19 protein-coding genes and 1 tRNA gene are annotated in these 22,159 nt (G+C 52.0%); 15 read left to right on the top strand and 5 right to left on the bottom strand.

Annotated elements, in window-relative coordinates:
• Window positions 1-235: 235 nt before the first annotated feature.
• Window positions 236-1,168: a phosphoserine phosphatase SerB gene (serB, locus tag IDM49_RS06515; RefSeq protein WP_190723933.1), complete on the bottom strand. Its 933-nt coding sequence runs from the start codon at window positions 1,166-1,168 to the stop codon at window positions 236-238.
• A gap of 122 nt (window positions 1,169-1,290) precedes the next feature.
• Between serB and IDM49_RS06510 the strand changes: the two genes are divergently transcribed.
• From IDM49_RS06510 to IDM49_RS06495, 4 genes are all read left to right on the top strand, one after another.
• A complete protein-coding gene (locus tag IDM49_RS06510; RefSeq protein WP_190723932.1) occupies window positions 1,291-2,076 on the top strand; it encodes an ABC transporter ATP-binding protein in 786 nt (261 codons plus the stop codon).
• A gap of 164 nt (window positions 2,077-2,240) precedes the next feature.
• Complete coding sequence (locus IDM49_RS06505) at window positions 2,241-3,119, top strand: TrmH family RNA methyltransferase (RefSeq protein ID WP_190723931.1); 879 nt, start codon at window positions 2,241-2,243, stop codon at window positions 3,117-3,119.
• Between the two features lie 203 nt (window positions 3,120-3,322).
• A complete protein-coding gene (locus IDM49_RS06500; RefSeq protein WP_168613958.1) occupies window positions 3,323-3,577 on the top strand; it encodes a type B 50S ribosomal protein L31 in 255 nt (84 codons plus the stop codon).
• Between the two features lie 139 nt (window positions 3,578-3,716).
• Window positions 3,717-4,901: an LCP family protein gene (locus tag IDM49_RS06495; RefSeq protein ID WP_190723930.1), complete on the top strand. Its 1,185-nt coding sequence runs from the start codon at window positions 3,717-3,719 to the stop codon at window positions 4,899-4,901.
• 94 nt (window positions 4,902-4,995) lie between these two features.
• Here the strand turns inward: IDM49_RS06495 and IDM49_RS06490 are convergent, their stop codons facing one another.
• Both IDM49_RS06490 and pepN read right to left on the bottom strand, forming a co-directional pair.
• Entirely contained in the window at window positions 4,996-6,162 is a 1,167-nt protein-coding gene (locus tag IDM49_RS06490; RefSeq protein ID WP_190723929.1) for a hypothetical protein, read from the bottom strand.
• A 149-nt stretch (window positions 6,163-6,311) separates the two neighbouring features.
• Window positions 6,312-8,972: an aminopeptidase N gene (gene pepN, locus IDM49_RS06485; protein ID WP_190723928.1), complete on the bottom strand. Its 2,661-nt coding sequence runs from the start codon at window positions 8,970-8,972 to the stop codon at window positions 6,312-6,314.
• Window positions 8,973-9,327: 355 nt separating this feature from the next.
• Between pepN and IDM49_RS06480 the strand changes: the two genes are divergently transcribed.
• Both IDM49_RS06480 and IDM49_RS06475 read left to right on the top strand, forming a co-directional pair.
• Window positions 9,328-9,413, top strand: a tRNA-Leu gene (locus tag IDM49_RS06480).
• A 306-nt stretch (window positions 9,414-9,719) separates the two neighbouring features.
• Window positions 9,720-10,688 carry an L-lactate dehydrogenase gene (locus tag IDM49_RS06475; RefSeq protein WP_190723927.1) on the top strand — a complete coding sequence of 323 codons (969 nt, stop codon included), beginning with the start codon at window positions 9,720-9,722 and terminating at the stop codon, window positions 10,686-10,688.
• Window positions 10,689-10,789: 101 nt separating this feature from the next.
• Here IDM49_RS06475 and IDM49_RS06470 read toward each other — a convergent pair whose 3' ends face one another.
• Window positions 10,790-11,032 carry a DUF5703 family protein gene (locus tag IDM49_RS06470; RefSeq protein ID WP_168613953.1) on the bottom strand — a complete coding sequence of 81 codons (243 nt, stop codon included), beginning with the start codon at window positions 11,030-11,032 and terminating at the stop codon, window positions 10,790-10,792.
• Between the two features lie 52 nt (window positions 11,033-11,084).
• On the opposite strand from IDM49_RS06470, the gene IDM49_RS06465 reads away from it, so the two are divergent.
• The 3 genes from IDM49_RS06465 to mshC all read left to right on the top strand — a co-directional run bounded on the left by IDM49_RS06465 (window position 11,085) and on the right by mshC (window position 13,682).
• Window positions 11,085-11,390, top strand: a complete 306-nt coding sequence (locus tag IDM49_RS06465) for a hypothetical protein (RefSeq protein ID WP_190723926.1) — start codon at window positions 11,085-11,087, stop codon at window positions 11,388-11,390.
• 91 nt (window positions 11,391-11,481) lie between these two features.
• Window positions 11,482-12,312, top strand: a complete 831-nt coding sequence (locus IDM49_RS06460) for an undecaprenyl-diphosphate phosphatase (RefSeq protein ID WP_168613951.1) — start codon at window positions 11,482-11,484, stop codon at window positions 12,310-12,312.
• Between the two features lie 86 nt (window positions 12,313-12,398).
• A complete protein-coding gene (mshC, locus tag IDM49_RS06455; protein ID WP_190723925.1) occupies window positions 12,399-13,682 on the top strand; it encodes a cysteine--1-D-myo-inosityl 2-amino-2-deoxy-alpha-D-glucopyranoside ligase in 1,284 nt (427 codons plus the stop codon).
• Between the two features lie 93 nt (window positions 13,683-13,775).
• Here the strand turns inward: mshC and IDM49_RS06450 are convergent, their stop codons facing one another.
• A complete protein-coding gene (locus tag IDM49_RS06450) occupies window positions 13,776-14,651 on the bottom strand; it encodes a proteasome assembly chaperone family protein (RefSeq protein ID WP_190723924.1) in 876 nt (291 codons plus the stop codon).
• Window positions 14,652-14,778: 127 nt separating this feature from the next.
• On the opposite strand from IDM49_RS06450, the gene IDM49_RS06445 reads away from it, so the two are divergent.
• The 6 genes from IDM49_RS06445 (at window position 14,779) to pafA (ending at window position 22,094) form a co-directional block, all read left to right on the top strand.
• Complete coding sequence (locus tag IDM49_RS06445) at window positions 14,779-15,921, top strand: zinc metalloprotease (protein WP_190723923.1); 1,143 nt, start codon at window positions 14,779-14,781, stop codon at window positions 15,919-15,921.
• 104 nt (window positions 15,922-16,025) lie between these two features.
• Complete coding sequence (locus IDM49_RS06440; RefSeq protein WP_190723922.1) at window positions 16,026-17,045, top strand: tRNA (adenine-N1)-methyltransferase; 1,020 nt, start codon at window positions 16,026-16,028, stop codon at window positions 17,043-17,045.
• A gap of 51 nt (window positions 17,046-17,096) precedes the next feature.
• Window positions 17,097-18,773: a proteasome ATPase gene (gene arc / locus IDM49_RS06435; protein ID WP_190723921.1), complete on the top strand. Its 1,677-nt coding sequence runs from the start codon at window positions 17,097-17,099 to the stop codon at window positions 18,771-18,773.
• Window positions 18,774-18,775: 2 nt separating this feature from the next.
• Window positions 18,776-20,365, top strand: a complete 1,590-nt coding sequence (dop, locus tag IDM49_RS06430) for a depupylase/deamidase Dop (protein ID WP_190723920.1) — start codon at window positions 18,776-18,778, stop codon at window positions 20,363-20,365.
• A gap of 46 nt (window positions 20,366-20,411) precedes the next feature.
• Window positions 20,412-20,612: a ubiquitin-like protein Pup gene (locus IDM49_RS06425; RefSeq protein ID WP_168613944.1), complete on the top strand. Its 201-nt coding sequence runs from the start codon at window positions 20,412-20,414 to the stop codon at window positions 20,610-20,612.
• Between the two features lie 48 nt (window positions 20,613-20,660).
• Entirely contained in the window at window positions 20,661-22,094 is a 1,434-nt protein-coding gene (gene pafA / locus IDM49_RS06420; protein WP_190723919.1) for a Pup--protein ligase, read from the top strand.
• Window positions 22,095-22,159: the final 65 nt, after the last annotated feature.

Here is a 22,159-nt window from a genome sequence, read left to right as displayed (position 1 = left end):
AGTCAACCAGTTTGTATTGTTGGGCGCCGGCAGGGGAGAGGAACAAATCCTCATCAAGTTGTACCGGCCATATTTCAAGTTCTACCGGCCAGAATTCAACGGTGCAGGTGGGATACTTTTCGCAGATAGCATCTGCTAGCAGAAGCGCAGCTAATCGTGCGCTTTTATGACACTAAAGAACGGAGCAGAGCCTATCAATGGCCCTACCCCGCTCTTTTGCTACTCAAGTATTTTGTTACAGCCCCACAAAGTGGCGGATCGCGTCCAGGCGAGCGGTTTCGATGCGAGCATCCGCTACCTCAGCCAGAGCGCTCTTAGAGTTATAACCGATACCCAGTCCCGCTGCTTCGACCATGAGGATGTCATTAGCACCATCACCCACAGCGATAACATGGGCATTCTTCACGCCTTCTTCCTTCGCCCACTCATGCAAAGCGTGACGCTTAGCATCGCCGTCGATAATATCGCCCAACAATTCACCGGTAACTACACCGTCAATAACTTCAAGGACGTTCGCGCGAGCATGAGATAATTCAAGCTTCTGCGCTACAGGACGAAGCAACTGCACAAAGCCTCCCGACACCGCGGCAACTGCGTGCCCAGCATCCAAGAAAGTTTTCACCAAGAGGGTAGCGCCGGGATTAAGAGTGATACCAGCGGCGACCTCATCAAGGGTCGACTCAGACAAGCCCTCCAAAACACCAACACGTGTACGCAACGAATGCTCAAACTCAATCTCACCGAGCATCGCCTGCTCCGTCACCGAAGCAACCTGCTCACCGCGCCCCGCACGCGCCGCCAACTCATCAATAACCTCTTGCTGAATCAGCGTCGAATCAACATCCAACACCAAAAGCTTCTTATCGTCCTCACTGAGCTTAGGATCAACAACGTTCACCTCATAACCCGCAAGCAGAACATCCTCACGAACCGCTACAGCAGAACGCAAATCAGCAATCGAACCCTTCTTGTACTTACCCTCGGCAACATAGGCAAAATACTCAGGACCATCAACCTCACCCGGCGCATGAGACTCAGCCGAAGCCAACATAATCGCCGACTCAATCTCAAGACCCTCAATAGAGGTCAACCCAGCGTACAGCTCCTCCTCAGAAGCCCGCGAAAGAGCATTATCAATACTTACAGCAACAATTTTTACACTCGTCATGACCCCATCTTACGGTGCGCTACCTCACCACGCCCACAAATATTCACTCTATGACAATCACAACGCGCAACAAACACCGCACAAAGAGGAAGGCCCCCACAAAAAGCACTACACTTGCACCTATGAGCTCAGTACTAGAACTTGCAAACGTTACCGTAACCCGCGGAACCAAAAATCTACTTGACAGCATTAACTGGTCAGTTCAAGAAGGCGAACGCTGGGTCATTCTCGGCCCCAACGGCGCAGGCAAATCAACCCTTCTGTCCATCGCCGGCGCTCGCCTACACCCCACCCGCGGCGAAGTCGATATTCTAGATGAAATCCTCGGAGCCGTTGACGTCTTCGAACTACGCCCCCGCATCGGCGTCTCATCAGCAACCCTCGCTAACCAGATTCCCGCCGACGAAACCGTACGCGATGTCGTTGTCACTGCCGCCTACGGCATCCAAGGACGCTGGAACGAAGAATACGACACTATGGACGAAGACCAAGCAACCCAGCTACTCACAGACTGGGGCGTAGCAGACCTTGCCGACCGCCCCTTCGGAACCCTCTCAGACGGCGAACGCAAACGCACCCTTATCGCACGCGCCCTCATGACCGACCCCGAACTCCTCCTCCTCGACGAACCCGGCGCTGGCATGGACATCGCAGGACGCGAAGACCTCGTAGCCCGCCTCACCGAACTAGCACAAGACTCCTTCGCCCCGGCAACCATCCTCGTCACCCACCACCTCGAAGAAGTCCCCGCAGGCTTCACTCACGCACTCATGCTACGCGACGGAAAAATCGTAGCAGCAGGCGAAATCGACAAAACCATCACCGAGGAAAACCTACTAAAAACCTACGGCATGGACCTAGCCCTCACCATCACCGACAACGGCCGATACAGCGCATTCGCCCGCTAAAAAACGAGAGCGCACGAGGCTGAGCCAGCCCACGCCACCAGCTCTACACCACCACTCAAACACAACGTGCCCGCCTCCACCGCGAAGCGGGCACAATTGCAATAACGGTGAAAAAACCCCACAACCCCTCACCACACCCACCACATACCACACCAGAGGATCCCTTGGCTAAAAAACAACTCACCCAAGAAGACCTACGTCAACGCTCCGAACGCGTCCACGCCCTACCCAACGTTCACCCACTCAAAAACGCCACACCAACAGACACCCGATTCTTCACATCACTCACCGACGTCAAACTACGCATCACCAAAGAAAGCGAATGGGGCATCTACATCGCAGAATCCTCAAAAGTCATCCGACGGGCACTCACCGCCGGACACCTACCACACTCCTTCATGATGAGCGAAAAATGGGCAGAGGACTTACTCGACGTCCTCCAACAACACCCAGACACCCCCGCCTACGTAGGCACCGAAGAAGACCTAGAAGCAATCACCGGCTTCCACCTACACCGCGGCGCGCTCGCCGCAATGCACCGCCCAACCCCCACACCATTAGACGACCTCACCCGAAACGCACAGCGTATAGCCATCCTCGAAGACATCGTGGACCACACCAACGTCGGAGCAATCTTCAGGTCAGCTGCAGCACTAGACGTAGACGTCGTCCTCGTAACACCACGATGCGCAGACCCCCTCTACCGACGATCAATCCGCGTCTCCATGGGCACAGTCTTTCAAGTACCCTGGGCACGCGTGGACTCCTGGCCAGACGCCCTCGAGAAACTCCACGAACAAGGATTCACAACAGCTGCACTCGCACTCAAAGACGACTCACTCACCCTCTCGGAACTGAGCGCTCGCAAGGATGAAAAACTAGCGTTGATTCTGGGGACTGAAGGGCACGGGCTATCTCCTAAAACTTTGGCAACAACGCAGCACACCGTCATGATTCCCATGTCACACGGGGTTGATTCTCTTAACGTGGCAGCCGCCAGTGCTGTCGCGTTCTGGGAGACTCGTCCGCAACAGCAGCAGTAAAATCGCCGGCGCAGTACCCAGTGATTAAGCAGACACGTCAGGCCTGCAGATTCATCACCCAACAGCGCCCGAAAAACTAGATGAATGCTAAGCTAGTGAATTGGCTGTGCAAACAGCGATAAGATCTGTTACCCAACAGCATCGGATCCCATTACGTAAGTACCGTGTCTGGCAAAATCCAGGCAAGTAAAGAAGGTAACACTATGAAGGCTGAAATCCACCCGGATTACCATCCCGTAATTTTCCGCGACCTCGCATCAGGCGAGGCTTTCCTCACCCAGTCAACTCGCACTTCAGAGAAGACTGAAAAGTGGGAAGACGGCAACGAGTACCCGCTGGTAGAAGTTGAAATCTCATCAGCTTCACACCCGTTCTACACCGGTAAGCAGCGCATCATGGACTCCGCTGGCCGTGTAGAGCGCTTCAACGCTCGCTTCAAGAACTTCGGCAAGGCTTAATCTTTTTAGCCCTGTTATTTCGAACACCCCGGAACTTTTTAGAAAAGTTTCGGGGTGTTTTTTATTTACCTTGAGTAGAATCAAAATAAATTTGTTGTCACCTATTCCGGTGACAGTACGCAAGATGACGGGATAAAGTATGTCGGTTCAGACTCCAGCCCCGCGCAAGAAGAAAACAGGACGCAATATCCTGCTAGTGATTCTTGCGCTTTTACTGGTAGCAGCTGTAGGTGTTGGCGCGTATGTCTATAGCATCGGTAGCGCATGGAACAACAACACTCAAAAGATTGAGAATTCAGAATCAGCTTTCCCTAATGAAGATGGCTCGATTCCAACTGACCAGCTCGATACTTTCAAGAAAAATATGGCCGAAGAAGGTCAGGCGAATAAAGACGTCACAATCACTAACGACAGTGGCAAAGATCTTTCGTCTGATATCGATAAAAACGGTAACGGTATTTTGGATGCTGATGAGGAAAGCTCAGATGGAAGCCAGCCTAAGAACCACGAGCGTCCTGCCGAAACTGGAGCTACCAACATCTTGCTCATGGGTTCAGACTCACGTGCAGGTACTGCTGAATCTGCAACGGTAAAAGGCCAGCGTGCTGACTCTTTGATGCTCCTGCATGTTCCTGAAGACGGATCGAACGCCTACCTGATTTCGATTATGCGTGATACCTGGGTCAATATCCCGGGTTACGGTCCCGCGAAGATTAACGCTGCTCTTGATCACGGGGGAGTGGCCCTGCAGGTTAGCGCCATTGAACAGTTGCTGGATACCCGCATCGACCACATTGCAGAGGTTGATTTTGAGGGCTTCAAGGGTCTGGTAGATTCCATGGATGGCGTGACCGTAAACGTGCCGCTTTCCTTCGAAGGCGACGGTTACACCTATACTGCAGGTCCGCAGAAGATGGATGGTGAGGAAGCTCTTACCTTCGTACGTCAGCGCTACCAGTTCTCAGACGGCGACTACCAGCGTGTGCGCAACCAGCGCGCTTTTATCCGCGGCGTCTTTGACACCTTGAAATCACGCGGGGTACTAAACAACGCAACAGAATTCAAAAATATGGTGACCACCATGGCTCCGTACCTGACTGTGGACGAGGGGTTGGATGCCGGTTCAATCGTATCTATCGCATCGCCCATGATTTCTAACCCGAACTTTGGGCTGAAGATGATGACCTTGCCGAACGCAGGCACCGGTTGGTCCTCAGACGGACAGTCCATTGTGGTCGTTGATTTGAACGCTAACCAGGAGCTTTCAAATGCTTTGAAGAACGAGACCATGGACAACTACGTGGCCACTCACGGCGCGGACTAAAGCCATCCGCATCTAAGGTAAATAAACGGGTGCCCGGGAGATCATCTCCCGGGCACCCGTTTTAATTTTTGAGTTCAAAGAGTTGTCAGCAGAATTAGCTGTCAACGATGTCGTATTCGGGTTCCTCGTTGTACCGGCCGAAGTATAGACCCATAAAAGCGAGCGAAGCACCAAGAACAATGGCCAAAATGCCCAGCAACGGGGGCTTAACGAACACGAGAACAATGCCGAAGGTCAAAATCAGACCACCTAAGACACCCAACAATGCCGCAAGCTTTGAAGATGAACCGGTGCCCTCCTGAGGCGCTTTTTCACTCTGTTTCTTGGAACGAGAAGGAACAGAGGCAACGGCCGCAACAGGGGCAACAGTCGCTCCGAATCCACGACGACGCGATTTCGTGCTCGCGTTCTGCTGAGATTCGCCCTCGGTGGGAACATAGGCATCAGGCACTACGTAAGAGTCTGCTTCTTCAATGAGCTCAGGAACGTTGTTGGGCAGGGTGCGATACCACTCATCGCTGAGCTCTGAAGGGCGAGCAGCCTGAACAGTCAGCGATACCTCGAAAGCGTTGCCTCGGATTGTGCCCCACGCACTGGTGAGTTTTTCATGTTCAAAGGCGTACTTGATAACGGGTGCTAGCTGCTCTGAGATCTGAGTACTCAAGCGTCCAACCACTTTGCGATCGTGAAGAACATCAATGGAATCAACCACGGAGCCATCCGCCAGCTTAATCTGGTTGGCTTCGAGAGTAAGAATCACGCGTCCTTCGCCACTGGGCGGCAAAATAGTATGCAAGTACGCTGAATGGTCGTTTTCATCCAGTACTTTCATTGAAGCACCCTGCGGCAACAAAGTAGCATGAACAGGTGCCTGATTAAGCGGGAACAAAGAACCCGGAGCGCTCAAGGAAAGGATGCCGGTGCTCTCGATAGTATGTTCGCCCTGCAACTTGCGCAAAACCGCCGAGAGCTGCAGATGCGCCATAGCATCGTAACCGCTAGAGACGACGCGTGTGATCGGCTTCCAGTACTGTGCTGAGTGTTCAGCGCTCAGGCGTCCGACCTTTAAATCGTCGATGTAAACCGCAATAGTATTCGGGGCGTACGCGTTATCGGGCTCAGGCACTAGACGCGCCGGACCGTTCCAAATACGCTCCCGGTCAATTTGGAGTTCTTCAAAGACCTGCAAAATCTCAGCATCGTAAAAATCATTGGTGATGATAGTGACTGATCCACGATCGCCCAGTGCAAATTCGGCCAATGTTCAACTCCTTGCAACGTACAAAATCTACTTGTATAGCTTCTCATGAAATGCCGACTTTAGAGGTAATTTTTGCCCCTAAAACCGGCATTCATCAGATTACTTAAATCACTTGCACAGGTTGTCTTAATCTGTGCCTACTCACCTATTTAGCGTGATGATGCCTGCTGCGCTGTGAGCGCACGACGAGCATCAGCAACATTTTCAATGATTTCTCGGCGCAGTGCGCTGGGAGCATCCGGATTTTCTTCTAACCATTTTTCGCCCATTGCTACGGCCGGATGCTCTTCGATAGCTTTGTTTTCACGAAGAACTGCCGCAGGGTAAAGGCCGGTGACGACGCGTGTTGCCATACCAATTGAGCGGTCGTTCCAGGTGTCAAGTAGCTGCTCGAAGTACTGCGGGTAGAACTCGACATGAAGTTTTTCTTCACCGAGTTTGAAACCGTTAGCGGTTGCAGTCAAGATCTCGTTCGACAGTTCTTGGTCAGTTGTTACAGCAGTAAATGCTGCCTGCTTCGCTTGAGCATTGGGGAAAGCCGCCGATGCATAGGCAAACCCGCGCTCAGACGTTGCTGATGACTGATCAGCGCGAGCGGTCTCAAGAGTGAGGTCGTCAACTTCCGAATGAGCTGCGAGAGCGATGAGAGCTGACCAGCCCAGTGTCTGGGTGTATTTCAGCCCCTGCAAACCTTCGATATCAGCGTCCTTGAGGTCTTCGATGGCGCCACGTGAAACCTCGCGAGCAAATTCAATGCCCAGTGGGGAGTGCGCAGCGACAGCCAGGGTAGACCGCATCAAAATCAGCTGAGCGTCACTGGAAGACTCCGCTGATTCAAGCGCATCTGAGAGCGCAGAATACAAAGAATCCCAGAGCGATGCTTGCTCCGTAGGAGCGGTATAGAGCGAAATAGCCGACTGTGCTTGTGAGGTCAACGCTGCCAGTAGAGTTGCTGACGGTTCACGAATCAGGTTGAACTCGACAGCACGTATGAACGTTGTTGCCGCTAATTTTCCATCCCGAACTTGATTCCACAGGCTACCCCACAACAAACCGCGAGCAAGCGCATCATCGATGGTTGATACTGACTTTAGGGCTGTCTGCAGACCGTCTTCATCGCTAAGGTAAACCTTCGCGTAGGTTTGGTCGCCAGAATTGAGAAGAAGAAGATCTGCCGCCGCGACCTGCTCTCGAGCCTCTGCGTCTAAGTCAATAGCGACGCTATGCGAATCACCAGCGGGAATTTCTAGAGAAAACTTTCCGGTGGAGGTCAGCTGAGGTTCTTCGTCGTCAGATGCAATAAAGGTTTCAAGCATCAGCTGATGTGGACGTCCAAGTCCAGTAGGAACACCAGCTGGTAGTTCCTGATGGATGCGAAGTTCTTGTAGCGTGCCATCTTCGGCAAAAATACGTTCAGTACTCAATGATGATAGCCCGCTTGTCTGCAACCATGCCTGAGCCCACGTTTTGACATCGCGATCAGATTTTTCATCGAGAACGCTCAAGAAGTCATCAAGGGTAGTGTTCCCGTATTCGTGTTTCTTGAAGTAAGCGCGAGCAGCGTCGATGAAGGTTTCAAAACCAACGTACGCGACGAGCTGTTTGAGGGCTGAGGCGCCCTTGGCATAAGTAATACCGTCAAAGTTCTGCTTAGCTGCTTCGAGGTGGGGGATATCTGCCACAATCGGGTGAGTCGTGGGTAGCTGATCCTGGTAGTAGGCCCACGACTTGCGACGGTTAGCAAACGTAGTCCACGCATCCTCAAACCCGTTGGCTTGAATAGAACCCAAAGTACCCATGAAATCTGCAAATGATTCTTTGAGCCACAAATCGTCCCACCATTTCATGGTGACTAAGTCGCCAAACCACATATGCGACATCTCGTGGCAAATAACGTTGGCACGAGATTCAAGATCAGCTTGGGTTGCTCCGGAAATGTAGATATAGCTTTCGGTGAAAGTCACCATGCCGGGGTTTTCCATCGCGCCCAGATTGTACTCGGGAACGAAAGCTTGCTCGTACTTCTTGAAGGGGTAGGCATAGTCGAAAAGATCTTGGAAGAAATCAAGTCCCTGCTTGGTGACAGTGAAAATGTTCTCCGCATCAAAGTACTCTGCCAATGAGGCTCGGCAGTAGGCAACCAGCGGAATCTTACCGGAGTTCACGGTTGAGGTCGGTACGTAGGTATCTGATGCTACAAAGTACTCACCAGCAAGGATGGTAGTGATGTAAGTGGAGATGCGTGCTGTGGGCTTGAAAACTCGCTTTGAAATGCTGGAATCTGCTGGGTCTTCAAGTGTTCGATCTAGTTCAGCGTTTGAGCTGACTACCCAGTGGGCAGGCGCGGTAATGCGGAAATTAAAGACAGCTTTAAGGTCTGGCTGTTCAAAGTTGGGGAAGACCCGTCGGCAATCTGCGGGTTCGTACTGTGTATACAGGTAAGTTTTGTCATCGGTTGGGTCGGTGTAACGGTGCAGACCTTCTCCAGATCGGGAGAAGTAGGAGCGGCCATGAATGGTCAGTATGTTTTCGCCTTCTACCGGGGTAAAGCGGATGCGTGAGCCGTCAATGGCTTCTGCGGTATTGATATGGCCGCCATTGAGTTTGATGGAGTCGATTGACTGGTGAATGTAGTCAATGAAGGTTTCTTCAGCCGCACGGGCGGTGAAACGCACGGTGGTTGCGGTGGGGTAGGACGCAAACGATGTATCTGCTGCGTTGGTGAGGTCAACGTGTACGTCGTAGGTGTCAACGGATAGTAGTTCTGAGCGGTGCGCCGCTTCGTCGCGGCTCAAGTTTTCGTTATTCACGTCATCATCGTATAGCGAGGCTTAGGGTGAGTCTACCTGCTGTTAGTGCGTACTCACGTAATGAAATAGGGTATTTAGCCTATATAACTGACAAGTTAAACTGATTACCTTCGGTTGGCGCATTGATAAAATTTTTTATGGGTGGGAGGCCCGATAGATTCTAGAAACTTAAAAATCCTATAATGTGGAAAAATTTCGTTATTTTCTGGAATTTAGGAACCTAAATTTTGGTCGAAAACTCAAAATGTGAGGTAGATAATAAGAAAATGCAACCTCTGAATTTGCGTCTCATCTTGTGATGCGTGTAGATTATTACCTGTTGCTTACAGAGATTCCCAGCTCTGATTTATCACCTGCGCGGGTGGCGGAATAGGCAGACGCGCTAGCTTGAGGTGCTAGTCCTCGTATTAGAGGGTGGGGGTTCAAGTCCCCCTCCGCGCACAGAATAATCCCCGGATGCTTCGGCATCCGGGGATTTTTGTTTACATTGAGCCTGGGATTCTTCGGTTGACTTCAATGATTGGTGCGGGGTTGCAGGGGAGTGGGGAAGCGAGCTTTCATGTGACCTTCAACAAAAGGTCATTTCTGACTTATTTGTGTTTATGAGGGTTTTTCGGCGGCAAGGTGTAAAAAGGGCGAATTTTAGACACTTAAAGTCACATAAACCCAACACAAAACCACATTTAGTGTGTCATACTGGTAATCACAAACCACATCAAGCTCACAAGCTCGAAAGGAACTTTCCTCATGGCTACTGCAAAATCCACCAAACTCGGCGTCATCGGTGCAGGCGGCGTCGGCTCAGCAACCGCATACGCATCCATGCTGCGCGGCGTTGCCGATGAAATCGTGATTTACGATATCGCTGCAGAACTTGCAGAAGCAGAAGGCCTCGATATCGCACACGGTTCGATGTTTGCCTCAGAAGCTAAGGTTTCAGGCGGTGGGGATATCGAAATCCTGCGTGACTGCGATTTGGTTATTGTTACCGCAGGTGCTCGCCAGAAGCCCGGGCAGCCCCGCCTTGAGCTCGTTGGCGCTAACGTCAAAATCTTTGAAGCAATGCTTCCCCAGGTTATGGAAGTTGCACCGAACGCAATCTTGATGATTGTCACCAACCCCTGCGACGTTCTGGCTGTTGTAGCTCAGAAGATTACCGGTCTGCCCACCGAACGCTGCTTCGCATCCGGCACCGTTTTGGACTCATCACGACTGCGCTGGCTGATCGCAAACAAGGCAGGCGTTTCTATCAAGAACGTTCACGCCAACGTTATCGGCGAGCACGGCGACTCAGAATTCCCCGTATGGTCAGCAGCTAACATCGGTATGGTTCCGCTGGATGAGTGGACCAGCGAAGACGGTGAGCGCGTCTTCACCGATGAGGTCAAGGATGAGCTTGCAACTCAGGCTATGCGCGCAGCTTACAAGATCATCGAGGGCAAGGGTTCCACTAACTACGCAATCGGTATTTCGGGTGCACGCATCGCTGAGGCAATCTTGAAAGGTCAGGATGCTGTACTCAACGTTGCCACCCAGATTCGCGGTAAGTACGGTATCGAAGGTGAAGCTGCAGTATCGCTCCCTTCAGTCGTCAACCGCGAGGGTGTTGTGCGCGTGCTCGATGTTCCCATGAGCGACGAAGAAATCGAGCGTCTGCGCAAGTCAGCTGGCGAAATTCAGATGACTTTGGAATCAGCTGGTTACGGCGACAAGTAGCCATCGATTCAAATAAGTAAGCGGTGGCGTCCTCTATCAGGGCGCCACCGCTTAGTTTTTCTTCGCAGCTTGCATTGAGCTAGCGAAGACAAGAAAATCTTTTAGATAAATTGCGTGGTCTTAACGACCTTCATGATGCGTCGGCGCAACCAGTAGCGTCGGCGTCCGCCATACAGAATAACGGTTCGAGAAAGTTCCCACTTGCCGTACTCGGCATGTTCTCCCAGACGTTGGCGGGCAGCCTTGATGGAATCGCCGGGTTCAACGGTGATAATCAGGTATTCATAGCGGTCCGTGTTGAACGTCGAGTGAACAATCGGTGCACTAATCTGTGTTTCTCTCAAAATTCCCTCCGATATAGTTCGCGTTCAAGCGTTTAGTGATAACGTCTTATACATGAGTAATGATCCTCGCGCAGCGCTATCAGTATTGACTTCAGCGTTAGAAGAACACCTTACAGCTATTGCTAACCGTCGTGGCGAGCACGATACCGCGATTGATAACGCGTATGTTGCCATCGCTAATGCTTTTGAACGTTATGAGGACTCCCTCTTTGAATCCTATGAAGAGGTTACTCCTTTGGAGGTCTTCATTGAAGATGATGATGACGAAGACTACGACGATTTCGATGACAGCGAAGAATACGACGAAGATGACATCGAATTCTTTGATGAGGATGACGATGAGGATCCCCGCGCTTAAGCCCACAAGCTAGTGTGGTTTAGCTGTTAGAACAGACACAGCAGTATGAAAGTACTGCTGTGTTCGTTTTTTAACCGGTACAGTTTGATGCGTGGAATGGATTCAAGCTATTATTTTGGGCCTTGTTCAGGGTCTGACTGAGTTTTTGCCGGTTTCTTCATCCGGTCACCTGCGAATTGTGGGGCAGTTCTTGCCGGTTTCTGAAGATCCCGGCGCGGCTTTTACTGCGATTACTCAGCTGGGTACTGAGACGGCTGTTCTGTTGTTTTTCTGGCGCGATATTGTGCGCATTATCGGTAAGTGGTTCGGCTCATTGACTGGCAAGGTCGATAAGAAGGACCCGGATGCTCGTATGGGCTGGTTCATTATCGTAGGTTCTTTGCCCATTGGTATTTTGGGTTTGCTCTTGCAGGACTACATAGATACGACCTTCCGCAGCCTGTGGATTGTTGCGACCATGTTGATTGTGTTCGCGATTTTCTTGGGTATTGCCGATCGTATGGGTAAAGAACAGCGTGAGCTTAAAGATTTGAACGTGAAGCACGGTCTGATTTTTGGTTTTGCTCAGGCGTTGGCATTGATTCCCGGCGTTTCTCGCTCGGGTGGCACTATTACTGCCGGTTTGCTGATGGGGTACACTCGTGAAGCTGCCGCGCGTTATTCGTTCTTGCTGGCAATTCCTGCAGTGTTCGCATCCGGCCTGTTTAAGCTTTCCGATAGTTTGGCTGAGGGTTTTACCGGATACTACGGTTTAGGCTCAACTGTTGTGGCAACGCTTGTAGCGTTTGTCTCCGGTTACCTGATGATTGGCTGGTTCTTGAAGTATGTTTCTTCGAACAGCTACGGCATTTTCGTCTGGTATCGCATCGCGGTAGGTGTTCTTGTATACATCTTGCTCGGTCTAGGAATTCTTGTAGCGTAATTAAGCCAACTGATTTCATACCCGTTCACCGCCACCGGTGAACGGGTATTGTTTTATGCAGAAAAGAAATTTTGGAAGAGGTAGTAATGGAATCCTGGAAGAGCCCTGAGATTGCTAAGTTGCCGGGCAAAGCACCGGTTCCGCATATTTTTGATACAGCTGCACAGCTGAAGGTCGAGTTGCCCTTTGAGGATCAGGCGAGCTTGTACGTGTGCGGTATTACTCCTTACGATGCGACTCATATGGGGCACGCATCCACGTATGTGGCTTTTGACGTGTTGAACCGTGCGTGGCGTGATGCCGGTATGGATGTTGCCTATGTTCAGAATGTCACCGATGTTGACGATCCTTTGTTGGAACGCGCGAACGCTACTGGCGTTGACTGGCGCGAGCTGGCAAAGGACCAGACTGAGTTGTTCTTTGGTGACATGGAGGCGTTGAACGTTATCGCTCCCGATCATTATGTGGGTGCTGTCGAATCCATCGAATGGATCGTTCCTACGGTTGAGCGTTGGATTGAGCAGGGGATTGCTTACCGTGTACCGGGCTTTACCGATGAGAACGGTGTAGTTGCCCCCGATGGCGATGTCTATTTTGATGTGGAAGCTGCTCAGCGTTTGGGCGAAGGCGACGAGCGAGGATGGCACCTGGGTGATGTCTCGAATCTTAACCGTGAGCAGATGCTTCCCGTGTTTGCCGAGCGCGGTGGAGACCCGCAGCGTCCCGGTAAGAAGGATGCCTTGGACCCGCTCCTGTGGCGTGTTGAACGCGAGGGTGAGCCTGCATGGGATGGAAAGTCTTTGGGACGCGGTCGTCCAGGATGGCATATTGAGTGCACCATGATTTCACAGCAGTTCTTGCCTGCACCTTTCACCGTTCAGGGCGGCGGCTCTGACCTGCAGTTCCCGCACCATGAGATGGGTGCAGCTCATGCCTACGCCGTCAATCGGGTGCCCATGGCGCAGCACTTTGCTCATACCGGCATGGTAGGTCTTGACGGTGAGAAGATGTCGAAGTCTTTGGGCAATCTCGTTTTGGTATCCAAGCTTCGCGCTGCGGGGGTTCACCCGGGCGTTATTCGCTTGGCGATTATGAGCAATCACTACCGTACCGACTGGTTCTGGACCAATGAGTTGCTTGCTCAGGCTCAGTCACGTTTTGGCGCTATTTCCCAGGCTGTCACAGCCGCAGCCGGCGAAGATGACGGTGCTGCACGCGAGCTCATTGAGGACGTTCGTCAGTTACTGGCAGATGATTTGAATACTCCGGTTGCTCTTGACCGCATTGAACAGTGGGCGCAACAGGGCCATGCCGGTGGTGGCTCCCTGGTAGCTGATCTACTGGATGCTCGATTTGGCGTGAAGCTCTAAAACACAAAAACTGCACACAATACGTGTGCAGAAATAAAGGCCCCCGCGAAAACTCCGGTGAGTTTTCGCGGGGGCCTTTATCAGTAGCCAAGGTTATTGCTCGCGACGCTTGAGGAACTGCTCAAACTCGGCGGCAATATCATCACCCGAGGTTTGCGGATCATTCTCCATGTCGTAGGTGCTTTCTAACTGTGCGACATACTGGGCGAGCTCTCGCTCATCCTCTAGCAACTCGGCAGCGCCACGCTCCCACGCATCCACCTCTTCTTCTAGCGGTTTGAGGGGGATAGCGATACCCACTAGAGTCTCAAGTTTTTTCAAGAGAGCTAAAGTTGCTTTAGGATGCGGCGGCTGACCAACATAGTGGGGGATAGAAACCCACAGGCTGGTTGCGGGAATACTGTATTGGGTACCCATCACCGCAAGCACCCCTGTAATGCCCGTCGGACCGGTATAAGTGTTGGGGTGAACGTCATCGAGCTGTCGCATCAAAATTGACTCGCTTGTGACGTCTACTGGGAAAGGACGCGTATGCGGGGTTTCTGCCAAAAGACCACCGAGCAAAATTACTGCGCCAGCACCGAGCTGTTCAGTGAGCTCATAAAAATCTCTGACAAAACCCTTCCACTTGTGGGTGGGCTCCGGGCCGGTCACCACGGCGATTCGCACGTTGTGCTCCGGCAGTTCAGTCAGTTGCACTGATATTTCAGGCCATAAAATTTCAGCACCGCCCTCTTCTTGCGACATCATGACGGGGCGTTGGTGCATGTAGAGAAAATAATCCTCATCATCGATACCGGAGTGCGGGGTAAAATCCCACAGGCGAGTTAAATATTGCAGGGCCTCGCTAGCTGCCCCGCCGGCATCGTTCCAGCCTTCAAAAGCGGCCAGAACGATGGTGTACATTTCACCGGTGGGAGACAATAAATCTTTAACGGTGTGGAACTCTGGGTTGTATTCTGCGCTCATTAGAATCTACTTTACCGCTCGTAGCTCAGCCACGCAGACCACCAGATGAAAAGCAGACTGCTCTTTATCGCAAGCTCTTTAGTAGGATGGTAAAACACCCCGCCACATCAACCTGAGAGTAGGGCATATGCATAAGGACGCACTCGGCGTACAAGTAGCCCGCATTTTTGGTGCACCCGTGTACCTGCGCACCTCATGGTTTGTTTTCATGGCAGTGGTCATTCTCGGCTACGCCTACTACATTCAACGTTCGCCGCGTATGAGCTGGGGCGATGGTTTCATTGTCTCGACTACAGTCGCCGTGGTAGTTGCCGCTGCGGTTTTTGTGCACGAACTTGCTCACGCCGCTGTAGGGCACACCAGCGGACAAAAAGTGCACTTTATTTCCATGACTCTATGGGGCGGTTTCACCAAGCTAACGCAGGGGAGCGCTGCTGGCTCGCTTCTTGTCTCATTAGCAGGACCTGCCGTCAACGTACTTTTCGCCCTTGCAGGGTATGGGCTGTTACAAGTTGTGGAACCAAGTTCCTTTGCCTTTGGCCTTCGTCTCGCGTCGGACGCTAACCTCGCTATCGCATTTTTTAATCTTCTGCCTGCTTACCCGCTTGACGGCGGTCACGCCATCGAGTCCTTCGCAATGCTCTGCGGTGCCAAAAAATCAACCGCGGTCAAAATAACTTCATATGTCGGGGTCATACTCATACCGGTTGCTGTGCTTCTTTTTGCGTTTGGCGGAATGATGCGCACTCCCGTTGCGCTTATTATCCTGATTTATCTGTGCACCTATTTGTGGAAGAACGCGTCATCGCATCTATCAATTCTCAGACACCAAAGCGCTGGCTACGATCCTCTTCAAGCTAAAAATCTGATGCGCCCGGCAATTTCTTTTGCCCCCACCACACCTGTTGAAATCGTTGCACAATCCATCGGCAACGGCTTCCTTGCAATTACCTCGCATCCTCACACCGGTCAGCTTCTCTGGGCAGATGGGCACGTACTTCAGGTCAAACCCGGCACTCCCATCATGCAGGTAGCCGTTCCACTCGCAGAACCGCCTATTAGCTACAACGCCCTGCGTTATGACGTCATGGAATACCTCAACGGTACCCACTGGCATCGTCTGCCAGTCTCACATCAACAAAACCCCACCGTGCTGGCCTGGGCTGTCACCGATGCACACCACCAGCCCATAGGCGTTATCACTCACAAAGACGCCACCAACATCATCAACCGCGAAAACCATATGCTCGGACTCGACCACCAAATATAAAAATCTCACTCGGTTTGAGACAATAGAACTACAGCACCGTCTCAAGCGCTCTTACCGCAGGACGGCACCAACCCGTCACTAACATCTTGGCGAAAGAAAAATCTATGACTCAACACAATCCCACTGGCGCTAACAACCGCCGCGGTCCATTCCGCCCCGGCGAGCGCGTCCAAATTACTGATGAGCGCGGACGCATCACTACCATCACCTTGCAAGAGGATGGCCAGTACCACTCGCATCGAGGGTTCCTCAATCACAACGACCTCATCGGGCACGATGAGGGCACTGTTATTGAGAATTCTGAGGGTCTTCTTTTCCAGGCCCTTCGCCCTCTCTACAAGGACTTTGTGCTGTCGATGCCTCGCGGTGCGGCTGTGGTTTATCCCAAGGACGCCGGTCAGATTGTTACCATGGCAGATATTTACCCGGGTGCACGCGTTATTGAAGCGGGTGTAGGTTCCGGTGCTTTGTCTATTGGTTTGTTGCGTGCAATCGGCGATGAAGGTCATCTGCGTTCGTTTGAACGTCGCGAGGAATTCGCGGATATTGCCCGTGGCAACGTTGAAACTATGTTCGGTGGTCCGCATCCAGCGTGGGAGATTACTCTCGGGGATCTGGCTGAAACTCTTGGGGAGGTCGAAGAACCTGGCAGCGTAGACCGTGCGGTACTCGATATGCTTGCCCCTTGGGAATGCCTTGATGCTGTGGCGACTGCTCTGGCGCCTGGTGGTGTGATTATTTGCTACGTTGCAACCGTCACTCAGCTCTCTCGTACCGCAGAAGCACTTCGCGCTGACGGCCGTTTCACCGAACCTGAGTCGCACGAAACCATGGTTCGAGGCTGGCATGTTGAGGGTCTCGCTGTTCGACCTGACCACCGTATGGTCGCGCACACCGGCTTCCTGATTACTGCCCGCCGTCTCGCCGACGGTGCGGTGCGTCTTGCACCCAAACGGCGCGCGTCCAAGACCGAGTTCTCTGAAGAAGATATGAATGCCTGGACGCCAGCAGCACTGGGCGAGCGCAATGTGACTGACCGCAAGTTGCGACGTGCGGCTCGAGATGCACAGAATCTTGCTCAGCATGCTGCGCGAGCTAGCGAACATATCAATACCAGTAACTAATTAACCCGCGTCCTACCTTAAACACCCAACGCGAATCGATAAGAGCACACGATGACCGACACTAACGGACCTTCAACCACCGATTACGAACGCGTACTGCGCCAGCTCACTCTTGCGAACGAAAACCGCAAGAACCTGGACCGCCAACTGCGCCTTGCCGGGGAGAAGAACCAAAAACTTGTAAAAGCGCTAGAAATTACTAAAGCTGAAATCGAGCGTATTCGAGTCTCCGTCGCGCAAGAGGTAGAACCACCGCTCAATTCAGCTGTGGTTCTTGAGGTAGGGCGCGGCAAGATGACCTACGACCAGCTAGCTTCCGGTAAGACCCCGGCTGAGGTTGAGGATTACCTTGACGTTCAGCTCGGCGGTAGGCTGGTGCGTATTCCCTTTTCACCGCTTCTGTCGCCCGAGGATGTAGAACCCGGTATGACAGTTCTGCTCAACGAGCATAATCAAGCTGTCCTATCACTGGGGTACAGCACTTACGGTGAAGTTGTTACTATCCGAGAGAAGATTGATGATAAGCACATCATCATTGATCTCCCTAATCAGAACAAAGCAGTGGCGCGTATTTCGGGAGCGCTTGCTGGGGTTTCGTTGAGTACGGGCGATACCGTTACCTATGACTCTAAGACCGGTCTCATTCTGGCGCAGGTTCCTTCTACTGAGGCGCAGGAGCTGGTTCTTGAAGAGGTTCCGAACATCACCTACGCCAACATTGGTGGTCTTTCTTCTCAGATTGAACAGATCCAGGATGCGGTTGAGCTACCTTTCTTGCACCCCGAGATTTACCGTGAACACCAGTTGACTCCGCCCAAAGGCATCCTGCTCTACGGCCCTCCCGGTAACGGTAAGACTCTTATTGCAAAAGCCGTAGCTAATTCCCTTGCGCAACGCGCAGCTGAGATTTCAAAAGATTCGTCTACAACCGGCTACTTTCTCAATATCAAGGGTCCGGAGCTACTGGATAAATATGTAGGCGAGACAGAACGGCAGATTCGCGATATCTTCTCTGCTGCCCGTCAGAAGGCCGCAGAGGGTAATCCCGTTGTTGTTTTCTTCGATGAGATGGAGTCGCTCTTCCGTACCCGCGGAACAGGTCGTTCCTCCGACGTGGAAACCACTATTGTTCCCCAGCTGTTGTCAGAAATCGACGGTGTCGAATCCCTGGATAACGTCATTGTCATCGGTGCTACTAACCGTGAAGACATGATTGATCCCGCGGTTCTGCGACCGGGCCGTCTCGACATTAAGATTCGCATCAATCGCCCGAATGCTGAAGGCGCACGTGAAATTTTCGCGCTTTACCTGACGCCGCGCATCCCTATCAGTCAGGACGCTATCGATGCGGCCGGCAGTAAAGAGCTCGCTATTGATGCGATGATTAATCGGGCAGTAGAGTCCCTGTTCTCACGCGAAGACTACAATCGTTACCTCACTCTCACCCTGGACAACGGGCAAACTCTCACCCTGTACCGTGGAGACTTTCTCACGGGCGCGGTGATCCGCAATATCGTAGACTCCGCCAAAAAACAGGCCATTAAGTCGCTACTCACCGGTGGCGAAAAAGGTATTACTGCCCAGCACGTCTTAGAAGCTATCCGCGCAGAATTTGAGGATCAGGTCGAAGTTCCGCAAACCGCTGAAATCGAAGACGTGCTCACGCAATACAACATCAGGGCGCGCATCCACACCGTCACTCCAGCGCGCTCAGGACGAGGGGAGTAACCATGGGTGTTCAGCGCATTATGGGAGCCGAAACCGAATTTGGTGTCATCTCACCGACCAACCCGGCCGCGAATCATACCGTCCTTTCAGCCACCATCGTCAATACCTACGACAATTTGGCGTTCTCCAAGCACCAAAAGACGGCATGGGAATACGATTCTGAGCAACCTCTTCAGGACGCTCGCGGTTTTGCGATGAAACGTGAAGAGGCGCACTCTAGCCAGCTCACCGATGAAGCATACGAGCTCACCAGCGAAGACATCGCAGCCGAGGCCCTCAAAGAATCCGGTATGTTTGCTGAGCGTCTTGACTGGGACAAAATTACCATGAACTCCATTTTGCCCAATGGAGCCCGCCTCTATGTTGATCACGCCCATCCCGAATACTCATCACCAGAGGTCACCAGCCCTCAAGACGCCGTTCTCTGGGACGCTGCCGGCGATCACATCGCCGCAGTTACTATTGCTACTCTTGCCGATTCATCGGCAAAGACCGGTATCGAGCCCATCAACCTCTATAAAAACAACACCGACGGTAAAGGACAGTCTTACGGTTCTCACGAAAACTACCTGATTTCCCGTGAAACTGACTTCGACTACTTGACTAAAGTTCTCGCGTCCTTCTTTGCTACTCGCATTATCTATACCGGCGCAGGACGCGTGGGGCTCGGTACTGACGGTGATGAACCGGGTTTCCAACTCTCGCAGAGAGCTGATTTCTTTGAGCGCTTGGTGGGGCTTGAAACAACTATCCGCCGGCCTCTCATTAACACTCGTGATGAGCCCCATGCAGACCGCGAAAAGTACCGCCGGTTGCATGTGATTACCGGAGACGCCAATTTAGCGCACTACTCTAGCTTGCTGAAGTTCGGTACCATGTCCTTGGTTTTGGAACTTATTGAGCAAGGCAAGGCTCCTGTTATTCAGCTGACGGATCCTGTGACTGCTATGCACACTGTTAGCCGTGACCTCACCTTCACCCAAGAACTCCCACTTGCAAATGGCGGAAGCATCACAGCCCTTGAGGTGCAGCAGGCATATCTTGAAGCGTCCCTTGATAATAATCCCAATCCAGATGAGCAAACCCGCGAGGTACTCGAACTGTGGGAAGAGGTACTGCACCTTCTGGCGACCGCCCCCGATGTACTTGCGGATCGTCTCGACTGGGCGGCAAAATACCAGTTGCTCAAAGCATATGTGGCTCAAGGTATTGACTGGGACAGTCCTAAGCTCAAAGCCATCGATATCCAATACTCAGATTTGAGACCTGATAAAGGCTTATATTTCAAACTGGTGGGGCTCGGCCGTCTAAAGACTCTCTTCAGCGCAGAGCACATCAAAAAGGCAGCAAGTGAGCCACCTGATGACACTCGAGCATACGCCCGCGGTAAAATTCTCTCGACTTGGGGAAATGAAGTGATTAGTGCCAACTGGGACACAATCGTTGTTCGCAACCCACTCGATATAACAACCTATCGACTGACCATGAACGAGCCCTCCGATCTCACGCGTCGAACCATTGAGCCCTACCTAACAAATCCCAGTGCCGAACCGCTGTTCACAGCGCTTGGCGCAAACTCTCACACCTATTAAACCGGGCATTAGCCACTCAGACTACGCCCATCACCAGGAGAACATTGTGGAACGCAAAAATATTCAGGCACAGCAAACTACTCATACCGCGCAGGAACAGGAACACGTAGAACTTGCTCAAAAAACCACAGAGACCAACCAAGAGCTTCTCACCAACGTCGATGACATCCTCGCTGAAATTGACGGTGTTCTCGAAGAAAACGCAGAAGACTTTGTAAAGGGTTTTGTACAAAAGGGCGGTCAGTAACCATACTCTGACCTCACCCTGACCGCCTATCTCCAGAAAGATTCACCCGTGGAACGCAGAATATACGGCATTGAAACCGAATACGGCATTAGATATATCCCTAAAAGCCTAGGACACCTCGGACCAGAAGAAACTGCCCGTAAACTCTTCAAACCCGTTGTAGACACATGGCGTTCCACCAATGTCTTTTTACCCAACGGCGGCAGACTTTATCTAGACGTTGGTTCACACCCGGAATACGCCACGGCAGAAACCGCGACTCTTCGGGACCTCATCACCCACGATAAAGCGGGGGAGTATCTCTTCAATGACCTCATCAATCAGGCTGAGGATTCACTAGAAGATGAAAATTTGACCGGCACTATCTACCTTTTCAAAAACAACGTAGATTCTGCTGATAACTCATACGGCTCTCACGAAAACTACATGCTTGAACGCAAAGTAGAATTCGCAAAGCTTGTAGCTTCGCTGATTCCGTTTCTGATTACTCGCCAGATTATTGTGGGTGCTGGCAAAACTCATCCTGCCGGTCCTCCGGCGTGGGGAACACAGCCGGGTATCAGCGCAGAACCTTCGTATTCATTTTCTCAACGAGCCGACCACATTTGGGAAGGCTCATCCACAGCCACCACTCGTTCGCGTCCGCTCATCAATACCCGCGATGAGCCGCATGCGGATGCGTCTTTATACCGCCGACTCCACGTGATTAACGGCGACTCTAACATGTCGCAAACCACCACGCTTCTAAAAATTGGTGCGACCGACCTCGTGCTACGCATGCTCGAAGAGCGCTATCCGCTCAAGGACTTTGCCGTTAAAGATACCGCGACGGCTTTGCGTACCATTTCTCATGATCTCACCGGCACGGCGCGTTTTGCCCTAGCTGACGGTGGGGAAATCAGCGCTTTAGAAATGCAGCGTCACTACCTTGAATCTGCTCGAGCTTTCGTAGAAATCAAGGGTGAACATCACCAAGACGTAGCGTATGTTCTGGATCTTTGGACCCGTACGTTAGACGCGATTGAAGCCGGTGATTTTTCTACAATCGACACTGAGATCGATTGGGCGATTAAGAAAAAACTCTTGGACGCCTACATCGCCCGAGGTGCTAGCGGTTACGACGATCCGCGAATTGCGCAGTTGGATCTTGCTTATCACGACATCGACCCCCGACGCGGAGTCTACAACCTACTGGCGTCAAGAGGGCAAGCTAAGACCGTTGTCAGCGAGCAGGAAATTGCCCGCGCTGCTATCCACCCGCCTGAAACTCGCGCAAAATTGCGTGGTGCATTCATCAATGCGGCTCGTAATGCTGGTGAGCAGTTCACCGTTGATTGGGTGCACATGAAACTGAATGCGTACCCGCAGCATACGGTGATGTGCAAGGATCCGTTTGCCACGGAATCTGAGGACGTTCAGGCTCTGATCAAAGTGCTGGATGGTATTGCGCCAAGCACCTCTTGGGCACCGCCATTTATCTAATTCAGGGTTGCTCTCAGCAAATTGTGAGCGAGCAACTGTAGGATAGTTACGAAAATTTAGTTTAG

Origin of the sequence: Rothia terrae (genome assembly GCF_014705925.2) — a bacterium.
In the GTDB taxonomy this organism is placed as follows: domain Bacteria; phylum Actinomycetota; class Actinomycetes; order Actinomycetales; family Micrococcaceae; genus Rothia; species Rothia terrae.
The sequence above is the reverse complement of the archived record's forward strand: the minus strand, read 5'-3'. Positions and strand labels throughout refer to the sequence as shown.

Excerpts from the sequence above, each read along its gene's own strand:
- IDM49_RS06450 (WP_190723924.1), bottom strand. The coding sequence starts at position 14,651 with ATGAGCGCAGAATACAACCCAGAGTTCCACACCGTTAAAGATTTATTG.
- dop (WP_190723920.1), top strand. The coding sequence starts at position 18,776 with ATGGGTGTTCAGCGCATTATGGGAGCCGAAACCGAATTTGGTGTCATC.
- IDM49_RS06495 (WP_190723930.1), top strand. The coding sequence starts at position 3,717 with ATGTCGGTTCAGACTCCAGCCCCGCGCAAGAAGAAAACAGGACGCAAT.
- arc (WP_190723921.1), top strand. The coding sequence starts at position 17,097 with ATGACCGACACTAACGGACCTTCAACCACCGATTACGAACGCGTACTG.
- IDM49_RS06440 (WP_190723922.1), top strand. The coding sequence starts at position 16,026 with ATGACTCAACACAATCCCACTGGCGCTAACAACCGCCGCGGTCCATTC.
- IDM49_RS06465 (WP_190723926.1), top strand. The coding sequence starts at position 11,085 with ATGAGTAATGATCCTCGCGCAGCGCTATCAGTATTGACTTCAGCGTTA.
- IDM49_RS06500 (WP_168613958.1), top strand. The coding sequence starts at position 3,323 with ATGAAGGCTGAAATCCACCCGGATTACCATCCCGTAATTTTCCGCGAC.
- mshC (WP_190723925.1), top strand. The coding sequence starts at position 12,399 with ATGGAATCCTGGAAGAGCCCTGAGATTGCTAAGTTGCCGGGCAAAGCA.
- serB (WP_190723933.1), bottom strand. The coding sequence starts at position 1,168 with ATGACGAGTGTAAAAATTGTTGCTGTAAGTATTGATAATGCTCTTTCG.
- IDM49_RS06510 (WP_190723932.1), top strand. The coding sequence starts at position 1,291 with ATGAGCTCAGTACTAGAACTTGCAAACGTTACCGTAACCCGCGGAACC.
- IDM49_RS06475 (WP_190723927.1), top strand. The coding sequence starts at position 9,720 with ATGGCTACTGCAAAATCCACCAAACTCGGCGTCATCGGTGCAGGCGGC.
- IDM49_RS06445 (WP_190723923.1), top strand. The coding sequence starts at position 14,779 with ATGCATAAGGACGCACTCGGCGTACAAGTAGCCCGCATTTTTGGTGCA.